Genomic DNA, 18,734 nt, shown 5'->3' with positions numbered 1-18,734 from the left:
ACGTTATTTCCTTAGGCCGGGTCAGGCGCAAACGCCGCCCGGCAATTCAGACTAAAGCACTCACACCGCGCGAAACGCAATTTCACTCGGGATGACTTCGCCCTGCCAGTAAAGCTGCGCCGCAACGCGCCCCGCCAGCTGTCGATACATCTCTGCAAATTCACTGTCCGGACGGCTGACGACCGTCGGCTTCCCGCTGTCCAGATCTTCACGCAGCGAGATGTGCAGCGGCATCTGCCCAAGCAGTTGGGTGTGATACTGCGCAGCCAGTTTTTCTGCCCCACCGGTGCCAAAGATAGGCTCATGGTGTCCGCAGTTGCTGCAGATATGCATGCTCATGTTCTCGACAATACCCAGCACCGGCACGTCCACTTTCTCGAACATCACGATGCCTTTTTTGGCGTCGATCAGCGCGATATCCTGCGGGGTGGTTACCACGACCGCTCCCGTGACCGGAATGTTTTGCGCCAGCGTCAGCTGAATGTCACCGGTGCCCGGCGGCATATCCAGCACCAGATAATCCAGATCGGGCCACATTGTCTCCTGCAACATCTGCATCAGCGCTTTGCTGGCCATCGGGCCACGCCACACCATGGCGTTATCGTCAGTCACCAGATAACCAATGGAGTTGGTTGCCAGACCGTGGGCCATGATCGGTGCCATGTGCGTGCCATCCGGCGAGGTTGGGCGCTGGTTTTCCGCGCCCAGCATGTTAGGCACAGACGGTCCGTAAATATCGGCGTCCAGAATACCGACTTTCGCCCCTTCGGCTGCCAGCGCGAGCGCCAGGTTTACCGCCGTGGAGGATTTACCCACACCACCCTTGCCTGAACTGACGGCAATGATGTTTTTCACGCCGTTAACGCCCGGGTGGTTTTTCACACGCTTGAGGGTGGCGATGCTGTGGGTCAGCTTCCAGTCAATGGCTTTCGCGCCGGTAATGCGCAGCAGCTCAGAGCTGGTTTGCTCTTTCAGCGCGTCGAACGCGCTGGTCCAGACGAAGGGCATCTGCAACTCGATGTGCAGCGTATCGTCCAGCCATGCGACATGGTGTAACGCTTTCAGCGTGGTGAGATTGTGCTTCAGGGTTGGATGCTGAAAGTTAGCCAGCGTCCCGGCGACCATTGCTCTTAAGGCTTCCGGTGATTTGGCCTGGGATTGAGAACTCATCCCGACTCCTTTGTTCTTGTGAATAAGACCTTAGATGAACAAGTTTACCTGAAAGGCCGTGGTTTGTGCTTACTTAATAATGCCCCTTTTGGTAATATCAAAAACCCTTTTCACAGTTAAAAGAAGTAATGCCTACTATGACTCAAGTCGCGAAGAAAATTCTGGTAACGTGCGCACTGCCGTACGCCAACGGCTCAATCCACCTCGGCCACATGCTGGAGCATATCCAGGCTGATGTCTGGGTCCGTTACCAGCGAATGCGCGGCCACGAGGTTAACTTCATCTGCGCGGACGATGCCCACGGCACGCCGATCATGCTGAAAGCGCAGCAGTTGGGGATCTCCCCAGAGCAGATGATTGCCGAAATGAGTCAGGAGCATCAGACCGATTTTGCGGGCTTTGACATCAGCTATGACAACTATCACTCCACGCACAGCGACGAAAACCGTGAGCTGTCGGAGCTGATCTACTCTCGCCTGAAAGAGAACGGTTTTATTAAAAACCGCACCATCTCTCAGCTGTACGATCCGGAAAAAGGAATGTTCCTGCCGGACCGCTTTGTCAAAGGTACCTGCCCGAAATGTAAATCACCGGATCAGTATGGCGATAACTGCGAAGTGTGCGGCGCAACCTACAGCCCGACCGAGCTTATCGATCCGAAATCTGTTGTTTCGGGTGCCACACCGGTAATGCGTGATTCCGAGCACTTCTTCTTCGACCTGCCGTCCTTCAGCGAAATGCTGCAGGCGTGGACCCGCAGCGGCGCGCTGCAGGAGCAGGTCGCGAACAAAATGCAGGAGTGGTTCGAATCCGGTCTGCAGCAGTGGGATATCTCCCGCGATGCACCGTACTTCGGTTTCGAAATTCCGAACGCACCGGGTAAATACTTCTACGTCTGGCTGGATGCGCCAATCGGGTACATGGGCTCCTTCAAGAACCTGTGCGACAAGCGCGGCGACACCGTCAGCTTTGACGAATACTGGAAGAAAGATTCCAACGCCGAGCTGTATCACTTTATCGGCAAAGACATTGTTTACTTCCACAGCCTGTTCTGGCCGGCGATGCTGGAAGGCAGTAACTTCCGTAAACCAACCAACCTGTTTGTGCACGGCTATGTGACGGTCAACGGCGCTAAGATGTCCAAATCTCGCGGTACGTTCATCAAAGCCAGCACCTGGCTGAACCACTTCGACGCGGACAGCCTGCGTTATTACTACACGGCGAAGCTCTCTTCTCGCATCGACGATATCGACCTGAACCTGGAAGATTTCGTGCAGCGCGTGAACGCCGACATCGTCAACAAAGTCGTGAACCTGGCTTCCCGTAACGCAGGCTTTATCGCCAAGCGTTTCGACGGCGTGCTGTCTGCCGAACTGGCCGATCCTGAGCTGTACAAAACCTTCACCGACGCCGCCGCGGCGGTTGGCGAAGCCTGGGAAAGCCGTGAGTTCGGTAAAGCGATTCGTGAAATCATGGCGCTGGCTGACGTGGCTAACCGCTACGTTGACGAGCAGGCACCGTGGGTTGTCGCAAAACAGGAAGGCCGTGACGCCGACCTGCAGGCGATCTGCACCATGGGCCTGAACATGTTCCGCGTGCTGATGACCTGGCTGAAGCCGGTACTGCCACAGCTGGCCTCCCGCGCTGAAGCGTTCCTCAACACCGAGCTGACCTGGGATGCTATCCAGCAGCCGCTGCTCAGCCACAAGGTGAATACCTTCAAGGCGCTGTACAACCGCATCGAGATGAAGCAGGTAGAATCCCTGGTGGAAGCGTCTAAAGAAGAGGTGAAGGCTGCCGCTGCGCCGGTAACCGGCCCGCTGGCAGACGATCCGATTCAGGAGACCATTACCTTTGATGATTTCGCCAAGGTCGATCTGCGTGTCGCACTGATTGAAAACGCGGAATTTGTCGAAGGCTCGGACAAACTGCTGCGCCTGACGCTGGATCTGGGCGGTGAGAAGCGTAACGTCTTCTCCGGTATCCGTTCTGCCTATCCTGATCCGCAGGTGCTGATTGGCCGTCAGACCGTGATGGTTGCTAACCTGGCACCGCGCAAAATGCGCTTCGGCATCTCGGAAGGCATGGTGATGGCGGCAGGTCCTGGCGGGAAAGATATCTTCCTGTTAAGCCCTGATGAAGGCGCCAAACCAGGTCAGCAGGTGAAATAATAAAAAAGCCGGAGATAATCTCCGGCTTTTTTTTGCCTCTTCATCCTTCACGCCCCGGTACCACTCACGGCTTAGCGTGATGCACCCGGTGAGTCAGTCCGCGTAAAAAATAACGCAAAAACTGGTCGCCGCACTCGCGGTAGTTCTTATGGTCCGGCGCACGCATCATGGCGGTGATCTCCGGCATCGACACGCGGTGCTTCTGCTCTGTCATAATCGCCAGAATGTCGTCTGTTTTCAGTGAAAACGCGATACGCAGCTTTTTCAGCACCGTGTTGTTATTCACCCGACGCTCAAGCGCCAGTTCTGGTGCTGAGTCATCTTTCCCGCGCTTGTCGTAGATGAGGCCGTTCAGGAAGCCAGACAGGATAATGTCAGGGCAGCGAACAAACCCCTCTTCATCCTCTTTTGTCATCCAGGTGTCGAAACCGGCAGAGGTGGACTCCATGCCAGCAAGCGCAAGAATGCGCACCATATCGTTATTGTTTGCTTTCAGGGTGTAGCGCAGGCTACGGAGAATATCATTACTGAGCATGGGTGCCTTTAACTTAACTGTCGATGATGCAATGGGGCGCAGTGTACCAGTTTTACAGGCCGATCGCCTCTTTCAAACTCTTAAGGTAGCGGCGACTGACGGGGACGGTTTGCCCGGCACGCAGCACCAGCTCTGCCTGTCCGTTGTCTTCCAGCCGGATCTCTTTCAGGTGCGCCATGTTCACCAGATACTGGCGATGGCAACGAACGAGCGGCGTTCGGCTCTCCAGCGTCCGCAGCGTCAGCTCGGTAAAGCCTTCGTTCCCCTGCGCGCTGGTAACAAATACGCCGCTCAAACGGCTGCTGACAAACGCCACATCGTCCATCTGCAGAAGGTAAATCCGACTGTGGCCGGTGCAGGGGATAAACTTCAGCGGCTGCTGGTTTTCCGGCAACAGCGTGACATCCTGCACGGTGCGCTCCTGGCGCAAACGGCTGAGGGTCTTTTCAAGACGCTTCTCTTCAATCGGTTTCAGTAAATAATCGAATGCGTGCTCCTCAAAGGCTTTGACGGCGTATTCATCGAAGGCGGTCAAAAACACAATGTAGGGGCGATGCTCCGGGTCGAGCATTCCGACCATCTCCAGGCCGCTAATTCGGGGCATCTGAATGTCGAGGAACAGCACGTCCGGGCGCAGTTTGTGCACGGCGCCAATGGCCTCAATGGCGTTTGCGCACTCCCCCACAATCTCAATGTCAGGCTGCTCCTGCAACAGAACGCGCAGGTTTTCCCGTGCTAACGGCTCATCATCCACAATCAGCACTCTTAGCATGCGTTTTCCTCCAGCGGCAGTCGTAACGTAATACGGGTGAATCGGTCGGGCTCACAGGCAACGGTAATGCCACAGTCATCACCAAAGTGCGCGCGCAGGCGTTTATCCACCAGGCTCATCCCTAATCCGCCTGAGGTGGAAGGCACGTAAAGCCCGGCGTTATCTTCAATATCCAGCACCAGATGATGGTTAAAGCGGCTGGCGGAAATGGTGATTTCCCCAATCCCCAACAGCTGTGACGTACCGTGTTTAATGGCGTTTTCCACAATAGGCTGCAGGGTAAAGGCCGGAAGATGCTGATACGCCAGCTCATCCGGGACGGATAACGACACCTGCAGACGAGTCTGGAAGCGGGCCTGCTCAATCTGCAGGTAGGCATTAACGTGTTCTATTTCATCGGCCAGGGTTACAATCTCGGACGGACGTTTAAGGTTTTTGCGGAAAAACGTCGACAGGAACTGAACCAGCTGCGCGGCCTGATCGCTGTCGCGGCGGATCACCGCTTTGAGCGTATTAAGCGCATTGAACAGGAAATGCGGATTCACCTGAGCGTGCAGGAGTTTAATTTCGGATTGCGTCAGCAATGCTTTCTGACGCTCATACTGCCCGGCGAGGATCTGCGCGGAGAGCAGCTGAGCGATGCCCTCTCCCAGCGTACGGTTGATAGAGCTGAACAGACGGTTTTTCGCTTCATAAAGCTTGATGGTGCCCATTACCCGCTGGTTTTCCCCGCGCAGCGGAATGACCAGCGTGGAGCCCAGTTTACACTGCGGGTGCAGCGAACAGCGGTAAGGAACTTCGTTGCCGTCGGCATACACCACTTCCCCGGTTTCAATGGCGCGCAGCGTATAGGCGGAGGAGATCGGTTTCCCGGGCAGATGGTGATCGTCGCCCGTGCCGGTAAAAGCCAGCAACCGTTCGCGGTCGGTTATCGCCACCGCGCCGATATCCAGCTCCTTATAAAGCACCTGCGCCACCTTCATGCTGTTCTCTTCGTTAAAGCCCTGACGCAGGATCCCCTCCGTCGAAGCGGCGACCTTCAGGGCCGTCGCGGAAAACGCCGAGGTGTACTTCTCAAACATGGCGCGCTTGTCGAGCAGAATACGCATAAACAGCGCAGCACCCACGGTATTTGTCACCATCATCGGGGCGGCGATATTGCTCACCAGATGGAGCGCATCGTCAAACGGTCGGGCAATCAGCAAGATGATGGCCATTTGCGCCATTTCAGCGACAAAGGTGATCGCCCCGGCGGTGAGCGGGCTAAAGACTTTATCCGGACGACCACGCTTAATCATGTAGCTGTGAACCAGTCCGCCGAGCAGCCCTTCGACGATCGTTGAGATCATACAGCTCAGCGCCGTCATGCCGCCCATCGAATACCGATGCAGGCCGCCGGTTAATCCGACCAGCCCACCGACCACAGGGCCGCCAAGCAGCCCGCCCATCACGGCACCGATGGCTCGCGTATTGGCAATGGAGTCTTCGATATGGAGACCAAAATAGGTTCCCATAATGCAGAAAATCGAGAAGGTCACGTAGCAGAGCAGCTTGTGCGGCAGGCGTACGGTAACTTGCATCAGCGGAATGAACAGACGCGTTTTACTCATCAACCATGCGATGACAAGAAACACGCACATCTGCTGAAGCAACAGCAGCACCAGATTAAACTCGTACATACTCAAAACCGCACACCCTCAAAACGCGTAACATACACTGCTGGCGGTAAACTTTCTTTGAAGCGCGGCAAAAAAGCTGCAATTCGTGCCCGGCATCACACCTTTTGCCGAACCTAACGCCTGCTTCGCATTATTCGTGCAAAAAACAACCATTTCTTCCTGGTTCAGTAAACAGGGACTACAGTTAAGCTGGGGACGCGTAAGCCAGGGGGCGAATATGGCGCTTTACACAATCGGTGAAGTGGCACTCCTTTGTGATATCAATCCCGTCACGCTACGGGCATGGCAGCGACGGTATGGATTACTCAAACCGCAGAGAACGGACGGAGGCCATCGTCTCTTCAACGATGCCGATATCGACCGGATCCGCGAGATCAAAAGCTGGATCGATAACGGTGTGCAAGTTGGCAAAGTGAAATCCCTGCTCAGCCATGACGATCCTGACACGCAGCTTCTCTGGCGCGAACAACAGGAAACGTTGCTGCGCCTTCTGCAGGCGGGCAATCTGCAGCGCTTGCGTGCATGGATAAAAGAGCAAGGGCGCGATTATCCCGCGCAAACGCTGATCACGCATCTTTTCATCCCGCTCCGTCGACGCCTGCAGTGCCAGCAGACCACCCTGCAGGCGCTGCTGAGTATGCTCGACGGCGTCCTGATCAACTACATTGCCGTCTGCCTTGCCTCGGCGAAGAACAAGCACGGAAAAGACGCGCTGGTGGTCGGCTGGAACGTGCACGATACTACTCGTCTGTGGCTGGAGGCCTGGATTGCCACCCAGAATGGCTGGCGCGTTGATGTCCTTGTGCACTCGCTGGCGCAATTTCGCCCTGAATTGTTCGACGGCCAGACCCTGCTGGTCTGGTGCGGGGAAGTGCCTTCCGCCTCGCAGCAACAGCTGATGACGGAATGGCGTGAACATGGTTACCCGGTTTACTCGCTTGGCCCGGAAGAGCCGTAACGGCATTTAATGGTTCATTAACAGCTGCGCTTCACCGTATAATTGTTCCGTTAACAACAGGAGCACATGATGAAGGCAACCAAACTGGCCGTAATTACCCTTTTTGTTCTGATGGCCGTAAGCGGTATCGGCGGCGTGATGCTGGCCGGGTATTCGTTTATTGTTCGTGGCGGTGTCGGCTGAGATACTGCGCCAGACGCTCAAAAACGCGATCGACGACGATTGCCGCCAGCGCGACCAGCAACGCCCCCTGCACAATATAGGCCGTATTGAACCCGCTTAAGCCGATGATAATCGGCGTTCCCAGGGTATTGGCTCCCACCGTCGACGCAATGGTCGCCGTCCCGATATTGATGATCACCGACGTACGGATCCCCGCAAGGATGACCGGTGCCGCCAGGGGGAGTTCAACTTTGCGCAGCCGCTCTGCGCGACTCATCCCCATCCCTTCAGCAACGCTCAGTACCGACGCAGGTACCGCCGCAATACCGGCCAGCGTACCCTGCAGAATGGGCAACACACCGTATAAAATCAGCGCAATGATGGCAGGTTGCTGACCAAAGCCCATCACCGGCACTGCAATCGCCAGCACCGCCACCGGCGGAAACGTCTGGCCAATCGCCGCAATGGTCTCCACCAGCGGGCGAAACTCCCGTCCCGCGGGCCGCGTGACCGCGATGCCCGCCCCCACGCCCAGTACAATAGCGATGGCACTTGAGAGCACCACCAGCCAGAGATGGGCCAGGGCAAGATTAATAAAACTCTCCTGCTGATACACCGGGCGCGGCAAGTCGGGGAAGAGTGTGCTAAACAGCGCCGCGCTGTGCGGCATCAGAAACAGCAAAGCGACAAAGAGCACGACCAGCCAGAGCAGCGGATCACGAAGTGCCTTCACGTGTCACCTCCCCTGCCAGCAGATCGCGAAAATGCAGGGTGCCACTTGGCGCGCCACGGGCATCCGCAACGGGCAACACTTCACACTGGCGGGCAACAAACGCCGAAAGCGCATCCCGCAAGCTCATCTGTTCCTGCAGAGGCTCGCCACTCACCGTCGCGTCCTGTCGACGCATATAGTCGCTGACCGTACGCAGCGAGAGCAGCCTGACGCCCAGCTCGCTGCGGCCAAAAAACTCACGCACAAAATCGTTCTTCGGCCAGGTCAGCAGTTCAAGCGGCGTCCCCTGCTGCACCACCTCGCCATGGTCCATCAGCACCAGATGGTCGGCCAGACGCAGCGCCTCATCAATATCGTGCGTCACAAGAATGATTGTTCGCCCCAGAATGCGATGAATGCGGGTCATTTCCGCCTGCAGTGCGGCGCGCGTGACCGGATCCAGCGCGCCGAAGGGTTCATCCATCAATAACACCTGCGGATTGGCCGCCAGCGCACGCGCCACGCCCACCCGCTGCTGCTGGCCTCCGGAAAGCTGGTGCGGGTAGCGTTCACGCAGCGCAGGTTCTAACCCGAGCAGAGACATCAGTTCATCAACCCGGTCGGCAGTTTTTGCCCGCGACCATTTCTCCAGCTGCAGCACGGTGGCGATGTTCTGCGCGACCGTCCAGTGCGGAAACAGGCCGATGGACTGGATGGCATACCCCATACGACGACGCAGCTCCAGCACAGGCAGGCTGCGGATCTCTTCTCCGGCAAAGCGGATCAGACCGCTGTCATGCTCAACCAGGCGGTTAATCATCTTCAGGGTGGTGGATTTTCCCGACCCCGAAGTGCCAATCAGCACGGAAAATGCGCCCTCGGCAAAATTCAGGTTGAGATGGCTTGCCGCCGGACGACCCGCAAAGGTTTTACTGACATCGTGAAATTCAATCATTGGCTCTTCTCCTGAGCAGCGCGAGCCATAAAGCAAACAGCGCGTCGATGACAACCGCCAGCGCAATCGTGGGCACCACGCCCAATAACACCAGGTCCAGGGCGCTACTCAACAGCCCCTGGAAAACCAGCGCGCCAAAGCCGCCCGCGCCAATCAGCGCCGCAATCACCGCCATGCCAACGGTTTGCACCGCCACCACCCGCAGGCTGCGCAGCAGCAGGGGCAAAGCCAGCGGCAACTGGATCTTCCAGAAACATTGTCTCGCGCTCATCCCCATTGCATGGGCACTTTCCAGCACGTCCGGCGCGACCTGGCTCAGCCCGGCCACCACGCCGCGCACCAACGGCAGCAGCGCATAGAGCACCAGCGCGATAAGGGCTGGCGTTAAACCGGTTCCGGCGATCCCCATCGTTCCCAGCACCGGGAACGACTTCACCAGCCCGGCCAGCGGAGCAATTAACAGGCCAAACAGAGCGACGGACGGGATGGTCTGAATTACATTCAGTACGGCAAACACCCCGCCCTGACGTGAAGGATGGCGATAGCACCACATACCCAGCGGTATGCCGAGCAGTAAGGCCGGGATCAGGGTGCCGAAGAGGATCGTGAGGTGTTGCGCCAGGGCGTCATTAAACACCTCCTGACGGTTGGCGTACTCTTTTAACAGCGAGAGATTATTCAGCTCACCGCTAAACAGCAGCAGCAATGGAATACACCATATCTGGGCATTGAGTATCCAGCGCCAGACGGATGTGGAGATAAGACGGCGAATAGCATCGCTGCAGGCCAGCAGACACACCGCCAGCCAGAACCACAAACCGCTACCCACAGAGGTTCTTGCCAGCGGACTTTCCGCCGAGGTCATGTGTGTTGCCGCAAGCCCGCCTCCCCAGAATAAGGCGATAAACAGCCCTTCACAAAGGAGCAGCGTCAGCCACTGAGCCGTGCGTCCTTGCCAGAGCGACAACGCAACCCACGCGCCCAGCGCCGTCACCAGCAACCACGGCGTAAATGACCAGACCTGCCAGAGCGAGCGACTCTCCCCCGACATCAGGCGATTCGGGGCCACATTCACAAACGGTAACGCGACCGCCGCGATGGCCACACAGGCCAACAGCAGCAGTACGCGGTTATGACATTTTATTGGCACAGCCCTGTCCTGTTACTTCACAAGCCCTTGTTGTTTCAGGAAATCGGCGGCCACTTTTTTGGCATCCAGTCCCTCAACGGCAATGCTGGCATTCAGCTGTTGCAGCGTTTTTGCATCCAGCTTTTCGAAGACCGGTTTGAGCCATTCAGCAATATCCGGGTACGCTTTAAGTACCGCTTCCCGCACGACAGGTGCCGGGGCGTAAATCGGCTGGACGCCTTTTGGATCGGTTAAGGTTTGCAGGCCAAGCGCCGCGACCGGGCCGTCGGTGCCGTAAGCCATCGCCGCATTAACGCCCGACGTTTGCTGCGCAGCGGCTTTGATGGTCACCGCGGTATCACCGCCCGCCAGAGAGAGCAGCTGGGCCTGATCCAGTTTGAAATCATAGGCTTTTTCAAACGCCGGCAGCGCATCCGGACGCTCAATAAACTCAGCGGAAGCCGCAAGCTTAAAGTCACCCTTCTCTTTCAGGTAGCGACTCAAATCCGCAAGCGAGGTCAGCTTTCCTTTCTCCGCCACGTCCTTGCGCACTGCGATGGTCCAGGTATTGTTGGCCGGCGCCGGCGTCAGCCAGACCAGCTTATTTTGCTCAGCGTCGAGTTTTTTGACTTTTTCATACCCGGCTTTGGCATTTTTCCACGCCGGATCGTTTTCATCTTTGAAGAAGAACGCGCCGTTGCCGGTGTATTCCGGGTAGATATCCAGTTCGCCGGAGGTAATCGCGCCGCGTACCACAGGCGTGGTTCCCAGCTGGACTTTATTGACGGTTTTAACACCGTGGCTTTCCAGTACCTGCAGAATAATGTTACCGAGCAGCGCACCTTCGGTATCTATCTTGGAACCCACTTTTACCGGTTCTGCCGCCTGTAATGGCAGACTCAGCGCCGCCAGTAACACCGCTGAACCCAACATCCCCTTTGCAATCGTCATTCCACTGTCCTCATTTTTTTGCTGCCTTTTTCAGAGGCTTGAGAGAAAAGCGTAGCTTAAAACGGCGGAATTAACCGTCAAAATGCCTTTTTAACATAAGGTAAGACGCATCCCCCGCAAAGCGGGGGATGCAAGGGAGGGAAACGTCAGAGCAGCTCGAACTCGCCTTTATTTACTCGGGCGGAATCGACCCCGATAAAGACGTTAAACTTGCCTGGCTCCGCATCATATTTCATCTGCTGGTTCCAGAACTTCAGCGCATCCACGTCGATGGGGAAGCTGATGGTTTTGGTTTCGCCCGGCTTCAGGTTGACCTTCTCGAAGCCACGCAGCTGTTTCACCGGACGGCTCATGGAGGCGGTCACATCCTGGACGTACATCTGAATGACCGTTGCCCCTTCGCGTTTACCGGTGTTGCTCACCTCGACGCTTGCGGTAACTTTGCCGTCACGCTTCAGGGTCGGCGCAGACATTTTGACGTCAGAAACCTTGAAGGTGGTGTAGCTCAGACCGTAACCAAACGGATACAGCGGGCCGTTCGCTTCATCGAAGTAACGGGAGGTGTACTTATTCGGTTTGTCGGCGTTGTACGGCCGGCCGGTATTCAGGTGGCTGTAGTAAACCGGGATCTGCCCGACCGAGCGCGGGAAGGACATTGGCAGCTTGCCTGACGGGTTGTAATCGCCAAACAGCACGTCGGCAATCGCGTTACCGCCTTCAGTACCGGCGAACCAGGTTTCCAGGATCGCGTCGGCCTGCTGGTCTTCTTTGACCAGCGCCAGCGGACGACCGTTCATCAACACCAGCACCAGCGGCTTGCCGGTCGCCTTCAGGGCGGCAATCAGATCGCGCTGGCTTTGCGGAATGGTGATGTCGGTACGGCTGGAGGCTTCATGCGCCATTCCCTGCGCTTCCCCCACTACCGCAACAACCACGTCAGATTGCTTAGCGGTGTTCACCGCTTCATCAATCATCTCTTTCGGCGAACGCGGATCGACCTTCACCGCCTCTTCGTACTGATTGAGGAAGGTGACAATGTCTTTATCGTTGGTGACGTTCGCCCCTTTGGCGTAAACCACTTTCGCATTCTCACCCACGGCGTTCTTGATACCGGTCAGCACCGTGACGGACTGATCGGCCACCCCTGCTGCAGACCAGCTCCCCATCACGTCGCGCTTGCTGTCAGCCAGCGGGCCCACCACGGCAATGGTACCGGATTTCTTCAGCGGCAGCGTGTCGAGGCGGTTTTTCAGCAGCACCAGGCTTTCGCGTGCCACATCGCGGGCCTCTTTGCGGTGCAGACGGCTTTCCGCGTTGGTGTCTACCGGGTCAGAATCTTTCGGCCCCAGGTGGCTGTACGGGTCGTTAAACAGCCCCATATCATATTTCACGTTCAGCACGTGGCGCGTGGCGTCATCCAGCTCCGCCATGGTCACCTTACCGCTCTTCACCAGCCCCGGCAGGTATTTGCTGTAGTACTCGTCGCTCATGCTCATGTTAATGCCGGACTTGAGCGCCACGCGTACCGCGTCTTCCGGATCGGAGGCGGTACCGTGCTTAATGAGCTCTTTAATGGCGCCGTGGTCAGAGACGGTAATGCCCTTAAAGCCCCACTGGTCACGCAGAACGTCTTTCAGCAGCCACGAATCGGAGGTCGCCGGCGTGCCGTTGAGGGAGTTCAGCGCCACCATCACCGCGCCGCTGCCGGCATCCAGCCCCGCTTTGTACGGTGGCATGTAGTCGTTGAACAGCCGCTGCGGGCTCATATCCACGGTGTTATACTCTTTACCCCCTTCCACGGCGCCATAGGCCGCGAAGTGTTTGACGCTGGTCATCACCGCGTAGCGATCTGCCGGGCTCTTACCCTGCATCGCTTCCACCATGGTTTTCCCCATCGTGGCTGTTAAATAGGTATCTTCACCGAACCCTTCTGAGCCGCGGCCCCAGCGCGGATCGCGGGAGACGTCCACCATCGGTGCCCAGGTCATATTCAGGCCATCATCCGCCGCTTCATAGGCGGAAACGCGCCCCACGGTTTTCACCGCATCAAGGTTAAAGGACGATGCCAGACCAAGGCTAATCGGGAAGACGGTACGCTGACCGTGCACCACGTCATAGGCGAAGAACAGCGGAATTTTCAGACGGCTGAGTTCCATCACCTGATCCTGCATTTTGCGGATATCCGGGCGGGTGACGGTGTTAAAAATAGCCCCGACCTGCCCGTCTTTGATCATCTCGCGGATGGCCTCTTTCGGGTTATCCGGGCCGACGCTGATAAGACGCAACTGGCCAATTTTCTCATCGACCGTCATTTTCTTGAGCAATTCCGTGACAAACGCGTCCCGGGCTTCAGGCGTGAGCGGGTGATTGCCAAACAAATCCTCTGCCAGCGCAGGTTGCAGCGCCAGGCTGACGGCGACACCTACAGAACATAGCCATTTCATGTCGTTTTACTCTCTCATCAATAACCGCCGGAAGAACTCGGCCAGACCGTGCGAAAAGCGCAGTGTGCCACAAACCCTCAGAACGTTGCAGGGTTATTCTCTGATTTTTCTCGTGAATACTCGACCGCTTAACAGTTAATCGCGCTATGCTTTACAGCGAGAAATTTGCCCCACCACAAGGAGTGGAAGATGTCTTCTGTTCGAACTCACGATAACACGACGTTTATTAACGAACTGTCGCGCCTGGTTGGCTCCTCTCACCTGCTTACCGACCCGGCAAAAACCGCCCGCTACCGTAAGGGCTTTCGTTCCGGTCAGGGCGAGGCGCTGGCGGTGGTATTTCCCGGCACGCTGCTTGAACTCTGGCGCGTCCTGAGCGCCTGCGTGGCCGCCGACAAAATTATTCTCATGCAGGCGGCTAACACCGGCCTGACTGAAGGCTCAACGCCGAACGGCAACGATTACGATCGTGACATCGTGATCATCAGCACCCTTCGTCTCGACAAACTGCATCTGCTGGATAAAGGCGAGCAGGTGCTCGCGTTCCCTGGCACGACGCTCTACTCCCTTGAAAAAGCGCTTAAGCCGCTGGGACGCGAACCGCATTCGGTCATTGGCTCATCCTGTATTGGCGCCTCCGTGATCGGCGGGATCTGCAATAACTCCGGCGGTTCGCTGGTGCAGCGCGGCCCGGCTTACACCGAGATGTCACTTTTTGCCCGTATCGACGAAAACGGCAAGCTGACCCTGGTCAACCATCTGGGCATTGATCTTGGCGTTACGCCGGAGCAGATCCTGAGTAAGCTCGACGACGATCGGGTGAAAGATGAAGACGTCCAACACGACGGTCGTCATGCTCACGACCACGATTACATCACCCGCGTGCGGGATATCGAAGCGGATACCCCGGCACGTTACAACGCCGACCCTGACCGCCTGTTTGAATCTTCGGGCTGTGCGGGCAAGCTGGCTGTTTTTGCCGTGCGCCTCGACACCTTCCCGGCCGAGAAAAAACAGCAGGTGTTCTACATCGGCACCAATCAGCCGGACGTGCTGACCGAGATCCGTCGTCATATTCTGGGCGAGTTCGCTCACCTGCCGGTGGCGGGCGAGTACATGCACCGTGATATTTACGACATCGCGGAACGCTACGGCAAAGATACGTTCCTGATGATCGACAAGCTCGGCACCGATAAAATGCCGTTCTTCTTCACCATGAAGGGCCGTACCGACGCGATGCTGGAAAAAGTGCCGCTCTTTAAACCCCACTTTACCGACCGCTTTATGCAGAAACTGGGCAACGTCTTCCCGTCACATCTGCCGGAGCGGATGAAAACCTGGCGCGATAAGTACGAGCATCACCTGCTGCTGAAAATGGCCGGGGACGGAATTGCCGAAGCGCAAACCTGGCTCAGTGAATTCTTCAAAACTGCCGAAGGCGATTTCTTTGCCTGTACCCCTGAAGAGGGCAGCAAAGCCTTCCTGCACCGTTTCGCCGCTGCGGGTGCCGCCATTCGTTATCAGGCGGTGCATTCAGACGAGGTGGAAGACATTCTGGCGCTGGATATCGCCCTTCGCCGCAACGATACCGAGTGGTTTGAACACCTGCCTCCGGAAATCGACAGCAAGCTGGTCCACAAGCTCTATTACGGCCACTTTATGTGCTACGTCTTCCACCAGGATTACATCGTTAAGAAAGGGGTGGATGCGCACGCGCTGAAAGAGCAGATGCTCGCGCTGCTGCACGCGCGAGGCGCACAATATCCTGCGGAACATAACGTGGGGCATCTTTATAAGGCTCCTGACGCACTTAAGCAGTTTTATCGCGAGAATGACCCCACAAACAGCATGAACCCCGGCATTGGTAAAACAACGCGGAATAAATACTGGAAAGAGAGTCCTGACGCGGAGCAGCCCGTGACGCAAGCGTCTGATTAATTCCCACAGCCAAATTTGAGAGATTGTTAAGCGCGCCTTAATCGTACTAGAGTAGCGTTCTGTCGCCGGAGAAACGTTTCTCCGGCATCTGTTACGAGGAGCAGGCACATCATGTCGGCTGTTGATATTTTATCCGAAACCGAAGTGGAAGTGCGCGATGCCCTTCCCGACGATGTGCATGCTATCGCCGCTATCTACGCCTGGCATGTGCTTCACGGGCGCGCATCCTTTGAAGAAGTTCCCCCCACCGTTGATGAAATGCGTCAGCGAATGAAAAGCGTGGCCGAGAATGGCTTACCGTGGCTTGTCGCACTGTATCGCGGCATCGTCGTAGGCTACTGCTACGCGACGCCTTACCGTCCGCGCCATGCCTATCGCTACACTCTGGAAGAGTCGATTTACGTGGATGCGAGTACTACCGGTCGTGGTTTTGGCTCCGTCCTGATGGATGCGCTGATCGCCCGCTGCGAGCAAGGACCGTGGCGGCAGATGATTGCCGTTGTGGGGGATGGCAACAACAATGCCGGCTCGTTACGGTTGCATAAGAAATACGGCTTCGAAATCGTCGGTCAGTTACGCAGCGTCGGGTATAAGAAAGGTGACTGGCGGGATACGGTGATCATGCAGCGCTCACTCAATGACGGAGACTGGACGCTGCCGGAGTAAGGCGCAGCGAGGTCTGTTGCCCTCTCCCGCGGGAGAGGGCGAAAACACAGTCATCAGCAATCCGGCTCAGTCGTTCTGGGCGGTTGCCATCTGCTCTGCTTTCTGCTTTTTGTAGGTCAACGCCGCGGCCGGTACCGGCTGCACTTTCCCCGTCTCAATCCAGGTACGAAGTCGGCTTGCATCCGCGAAGTGGGTGTATTTACCAAAGGCATCCATCACCACCAGCGCCACCGGTTTACCGTTGAATACGGTACGCATCACCAGGCAGTGGCCCGCCGCGTTGGTAAACCCGGTTTTCGTTAACTGAATATTCCAGTTATCCCGGTACACCAGATGGTTAGTATTACGGAACGGCAGCGAATAGGCCGGGTTCGCAAAGGTCGCCATCTCTTCACGGGTCGTACTGAGCTGACCAATCAGCGGGTACTGTTTGCTGGCAATCAGCAGTTTTGTCAGGTCGCGGGCCGTGGAGACGTTGTGAATCGACAGGCCAGTCGGCTCGACGTAACGGGTATTGGTCATCCCCAGCGATTTGGCTTTTGCGTTCATCGCACGAATAAATGCGTCGTAGCCACCCGGATAGTGGTGGGCCAGGCTCGCCGCCGCGCGGTTTTCAGAAGACATCAGCGCCAGCAGCAGCATGTTTTTACGGCTGATTTCGCTGTTCAGTCGCACGCGGGAGTAGATCCCTTTCATCTCCGGCGTATGGCTGATATCCACTTTCAGTTTTTCGTCCAGCGGCAGATGTGCATCAAGCACCACCATCGCGGTCATTAATTTGGTAATCGAGGCGATCGGGCGTACCAGATCCGGATGGCTGGCGTAAATCACCTTATTGGTGTTGAGATCAACAATCATCGCACTGCCGGAAGCGATTTGCGGCTGGGCAGCAGCGGTGGTCACGGCGGGCGTTTTGGCGATCGCTGGCGCGGCAGCGGACGCTCCCAGCAACAGGGCCAGGCTAAGTAAAGAGACTCGGAATTTCAGCATGGTGAGACTTCTGATAATTATTCACGCACGTTATGACGTACACCGCCTGTGTCGATGGAGAAACGCAGGCTGGCTTCGGCATCATAGCGGTCACCGGGCTTTGTCGCCAGAGGATAATCGTGAACAGATGCTGCATTGCTGGCATTTACGCCAGCAATGCAGTGAGCCTAGAAGAGACGGTATCCATAACCCCACAGAATAACCGTCAGAGCCAGTAGCGCTTCCAGCACCAGCACGCCGATGGCGAGCGTTGAACTGGAGAAGCTCAGGCCCTCTTCTTTATTGATATTGAGGAAGGTTGGTACCCCCAGATACAGCAGATAACCGGTGTAAAAGAGGGCAATAGTACCGATCAGCGCGCACAACCAGACCAGTGGGTACAGCGCCACAATACCGCTTAAGAACAGCGGCGTCGCGACATACCCGGCGAAAACCATACAGTGTGCCAGCGAAGGACGTTGCGGATAGTTACGCGCCATCCAGTGAATGACACGCCCCATGACAGCCACACCCGCCAGCATCAGGCCATAAAAGAGAATGGCCAGTGAAAGACCGGTAAACCAGGAAAGCTGAACCACGGTGCCATCACCAAAGTTCCAGCCGATTTGTGTTGTGCCAATAAACGCGCAGATTACAGGCACCGCTGCCATCAGCAGCACATGATGCGTGTAATGATGCGAGACCGTTTCGTTCTCCGTTTTGATGACATGCATTTCACGATCGGGATGGGAGAAAAGTCCCCAGACATGGTTCATAACGCCCCCTTGTTGTCGGCCCGTCAGCAATATCTTAAGTATAATGCAGGCCAGAGATTATTTTATGTACAGTGGGAAATTTCCGTTGATTGCCCCGTTATTGATTCATGGGGTATATGATTAAACGAGGCATAATAAGGGAGATGACATTGACGTAATGGATATCAACAGTCTTATTGAACAATATGGATACGCTGCACTGGTCGTTGGCAGCGTGGCGGAAGGAGAAACCATCACGCTGCTCGGCGGGGTGGCCGCGCATCAGGGGTTACTCAAATTCCCACTTGTTGTTGCCGCAGTCGCACTCGGCGGGATGATTGGCGATCAGCTGCTCTACTTTCTGGGACTGCGCTTTGGCCCCACGCTTTTGAAGCGCTTTTCAAAGCACCGCAAGAAAATTCACCGTGCCCAACGGCTTATCCAGCGTCACCCTTACCTGTTCGTGATTGGCACCCGTTTTATGTACGGCTTTCGGATTATCGGCCCAATACTGATTGGCGCCAGCCATTTACCGCCGAAAATTTTCCTGCCGCTGAACATTCTTGGCGCGATTGCCTGGGCCCTGATCTTTACCACGCTCGGTTATGTGGGTGGAGAAGTGATTGGTCCGTGGCTGCATAATGTTGACCAGCATCTGAAGCACTGGGCATGGGTTATCCTGATTGTCGTGGTGGTAATTGCGGTCCGGCTGTGGCTGAAGCATCGGGAAAAGACGCGGGATGAAGAGTAAGTGCAATGGCGCCCTCT

17 protein-coding genes are annotated in these 18,734 nt (G+C 56.4%); 6 read left to right on the top strand and 11 right to left on the bottom strand.

The window, feature by feature from the left end:
- Positions 1-60: 60 nt before the first annotated feature.
- The gene (gene apbC / locus HV157_RS22700) at positions 61-1,170 is read right to left on the bottom strand and encodes an iron-sulfur cluster carrier protein ApbC (protein ID WP_020883218.1); all 1,110 of its coding nucleotides are present in this window, start codon (positions 1,168-1,170) and stop codon (positions 61-63) included.
- A gap of 137 nt (positions 1,171-1,307) precedes the next feature.
- Here apbC and metG point away from each other — a divergent pair, with 137 nt between their 5' ends.
- Entirely contained in the window at positions 1,308-3,341 is a 2,034-nt protein-coding gene (gene metG / locus HV157_RS22695; RefSeq protein WP_182268951.1) for a methionine--tRNA ligase, read from the top strand.
- A gap of 64 nt (positions 3,342-3,405) precedes the next feature.
- Here the strand turns inward: metG and HV157_RS22690 are convergent, their stop codons facing one another.
- From HV157_RS22690 to HV157_RS22680, 3 genes are read right to left on the bottom strand one after another with little or no spacing between them, the layout of a single operon-like run.
- The gene (locus tag HV157_RS22690; protein ID WP_014170878.1) at positions 3,406-3,876 is read right to left on the bottom strand and encodes a DUF1456 family protein; all 471 of its coding nucleotides are present in this window, start codon (positions 3,874-3,876) and stop codon (positions 3,406-3,408) included.
- A 52-nt stretch (positions 3,877-3,928) separates the two neighbouring features.
- On the bottom strand, positions 3,929-4,648 hold the full coding sequence (gene btsR, locus HV157_RS22685; protein WP_182268950.1) for a two-component system response regulator BtsR: 720 nt from the start codon (positions 4,646-4,648) through the stop codon (positions 3,929-3,931).
- Positions 4,642-6,327: a sensor histidine kinase gene (locus HV157_RS22680; RefSeq protein ID WP_025203652.1), complete on the bottom strand. Its 1,686-nt coding sequence runs from the start codon at positions 6,325-6,327 to the stop codon at positions 4,642-4,644. Before HV157_RS22680 ends, btsR begins: the two co-directional genes overlap by 7 nt.
- A gap of 217 nt (positions 6,328-6,544) precedes the next feature.
- Here HV157_RS22680 and mlrA point away from each other — a divergent pair, with 217 nt between their 5' ends.
- Both mlrA and HV157_RS22670 read left to right on the top strand, forming a co-directional pair.
- On the top strand, positions 6,545-7,285 hold the full coding sequence (gene mlrA, locus HV157_RS22675; protein WP_020883214.1) for an HTH-type transcriptional regulator MlrA: 741 nt from the start codon (positions 6,545-6,547) through the stop codon (positions 7,283-7,285).
- Between the two features lie 69 nt (positions 7,286-7,354).
- Positions 7,355-7,468, top strand: coding sequence for a protein YohO (locus HV157_RS22670; RefSeq protein WP_010433613.1), 114 nt, complete (start codon positions 7,355-7,357; stop codon positions 7,466-7,468).
- Here the strand turns inward: HV157_RS22670 and HV157_RS22665 are convergent.
- The 5 genes from HV157_RS22665 to bglX all read right to left on the bottom strand — a co-directional run bounded on the left by HV157_RS22665 (position 7,443) and on the right by bglX (position 13,638).
- Entirely contained in the window at positions 7,443-8,180 is a 738-nt protein-coding gene (locus HV157_RS22665) for an ABC transporter permease (protein ID WP_025203651.1), read from the bottom strand. The genes HV157_RS22670 and HV157_RS22665 overlap by 26 nt on opposite strands.
- Positions 8,164-9,114, bottom strand: a complete 951-nt coding sequence (locus tag HV157_RS22660; protein WP_020883212.1) for an ABC transporter ATP-binding protein — start codon at positions 9,112-9,114, stop codon at positions 8,164-8,166. Before HV157_RS22660 ends, HV157_RS22665 begins: the two co-directional genes overlap by 17 nt.
- A complete protein-coding gene (locus HV157_RS22655; protein ID WP_182268949.1) occupies positions 9,107-10,264 on the bottom strand; it encodes an ABC transporter permease in 1,158 nt (385 codons plus the stop codon). The genes HV157_RS22660 and HV157_RS22655 overlap by 8 nt, the downstream gene beginning before the upstream one ends.
- Positions 10,265-10,276: 12 nt before the next feature.
- Positions 10,277-11,194, bottom strand: coding sequence for an ABC transporter substrate-binding protein (locus tag HV157_RS22650; RefSeq protein ID WP_014170886.1), 918 nt, complete (start codon positions 11,192-11,194; stop codon positions 10,277-10,279).
- 146 nt (positions 11,195-11,340) lie between these two features.
- On the bottom strand, positions 11,341-13,638 hold the full coding sequence (bglX, locus tag HV157_RS22645; RefSeq protein ID WP_032678566.1) for a beta-glucosidase BglX: 2,298 nt from the start codon (positions 13,636-13,638) through the stop codon (positions 11,341-11,343).
- A 189-nt stretch (positions 13,639-13,827) separates the two neighbouring features.
- Here bglX and dld point away from each other — a divergent pair, with 189 nt between their 5' ends.
- Entirely contained in the window at positions 13,828-15,576 is a 1,749-nt protein-coding gene (gene dld, locus HV157_RS22640) for a D-lactate dehydrogenase (protein ID WP_020883209.1), read from the top strand.
- A 111-nt stretch (positions 15,577-15,687) separates the two neighbouring features.
- A complete protein-coding gene (locus HV157_RS22635) occupies positions 15,688-16,242 on the top strand; it encodes a GNAT family N-acetyltransferase (RefSeq protein ID WP_014170889.1) in 555 nt (184 codons plus the stop codon).
- Between the two features lie 66 nt (positions 16,243-16,308).
- Here the strand turns inward: HV157_RS22635 and pbpG are convergent, their stop codons facing one another.
- On the bottom strand, positions 16,309-17,232 hold the full coding sequence (pbpG, locus tag HV157_RS22630; protein WP_014170890.1) for a D-alanyl-D-alanine endopeptidase: 924 nt from the start codon (positions 17,230-17,232) through the stop codon (positions 16,309-16,311).
- Positions 17,233-17,399: 167 nt separating this feature from the next.
- Positions 17,400-17,987, bottom strand: a complete 588-nt coding sequence (locus HV157_RS22625; protein WP_014170891.1) for a Yip1 family protein — start codon at positions 17,985-17,987, stop codon at positions 17,400-17,402.
- Positions 17,988-18,144: 157 nt separating this feature from the next.
- Here HV157_RS22625 and HV157_RS22620 point away from each other — a divergent pair, with 157 nt between their 5' ends.
- On the top strand, positions 18,145-18,717 hold the full coding sequence (locus tag HV157_RS22620; protein ID WP_032678567.1) for a DedA family protein: 573 nt from the start codon (positions 18,145-18,147) through the stop codon (positions 18,715-18,717).
- Positions 18,718-18,734: the final 17 nt, after the last annotated feature.

Origin of the sequence: Enterobacter sp. RHBSTW-00318, assembly GCF_014101375.1 — a bacterium.
GTDB classification, from domain to species: domain Bacteria; phylum Pseudomonadota; class Gammaproteobacteria; order Enterobacterales; family Enterobacteriaceae; genus Enterobacter; species Enterobacter ludwigii.
Note: the sequence above shows the minus strand (reverse complement) of the source record. Positions and strands in the feature narration are given on the sequence as shown.

Coding starts and splice junctions, on each gene's coding strand:
- apbC (WP_020883218.1), bottom strand. CDS start 1,170: ATGAGTTCTCAATCCCAGGCCAAATCACCGGAAGCCTTAAGAGCAATG.
- metG (WP_182268951.1), top strand. CDS start 1,308: ATGACTCAAGTCGCGAAGAAAATTCTGGTAACGTGCGCACTGCCGTAC.
- HV157_RS22690 (WP_014170878.1), bottom strand. CDS start 3,876: ATGCTCAGTAATGATATTCTCCGTAGCCTGCGCTACACCCTGAAAGCA.
- btsR (WP_182268950.1), bottom strand. CDS start 4,648: ATGCTAAGAGTGCTGATTGTGGATGATGAGCCGTTAGCACGGGAAAAC.
- HV157_RS22680 (WP_025203652.1), bottom strand. CDS start 6,327: ATGTACGAGTTTAATCTGGTGCTGCTGTTGCTTCAGCAGATGTGCGTG.
- mlrA (WP_020883214.1), top strand. CDS start 6,545: ATGGCGCTTTACACAATCGGTGAAGTGGCACTCCTTTGTGATATCAAT.
- HV157_RS22670 (WP_010433613.1), top strand. CDS start 7,355: ATGAAGGCAACCAAACTGGCCGTAATTACCCTTTTTGTTCTGATGGCC.
- HV157_RS22660 (WP_020883212.1), bottom strand. CDS start 9,114: ATGATTGAATTTCACGATGTCAGTAAAACCTTTGCGGGTCGTCCGGCG.
- HV157_RS22650 (WP_014170886.1), bottom strand. CDS start 11,194: ATGACGATTGCAAAGGGGATGTTGGGTTCAGCGGTGTTACTGGCGGCG.
- bglX (WP_032678566.1), bottom strand. CDS start 13,638: ATGAAATGGCTATGTTCTGTAGGTGTCGCCGTCAGCCTGGCGCTGCAA.
- dld (WP_020883209.1), top strand. CDS start 13,828: ATGTCTTCTGTTCGAACTCACGATAACACGACGTTTATTAACGAACTG.
- HV157_RS22635 (WP_014170889.1), top strand. CDS start 15,688: ATGTCGGCTGTTGATATTTTATCCGAAACCGAAGTGGAAGTGCGCGAT.
- pbpG (WP_014170890.1), bottom strand. CDS start 17,232: ATGCTGAAATTCCGAGTCTCTTTACTTAGCCTGGCCCTGTTGCTGGGA.
- HV157_RS22625 (WP_014170891.1), bottom strand. CDS start 17,987: ATGAACCATGTCTGGGGACTTTTCTCCCATCCCGATCGTGAAATGCAT.
- HV157_RS22620 (WP_032678567.1), top strand. CDS start 18,145: ATGGATATCAACAGTCTTATTGAACAATATGGATACGCTGCACTGGTC.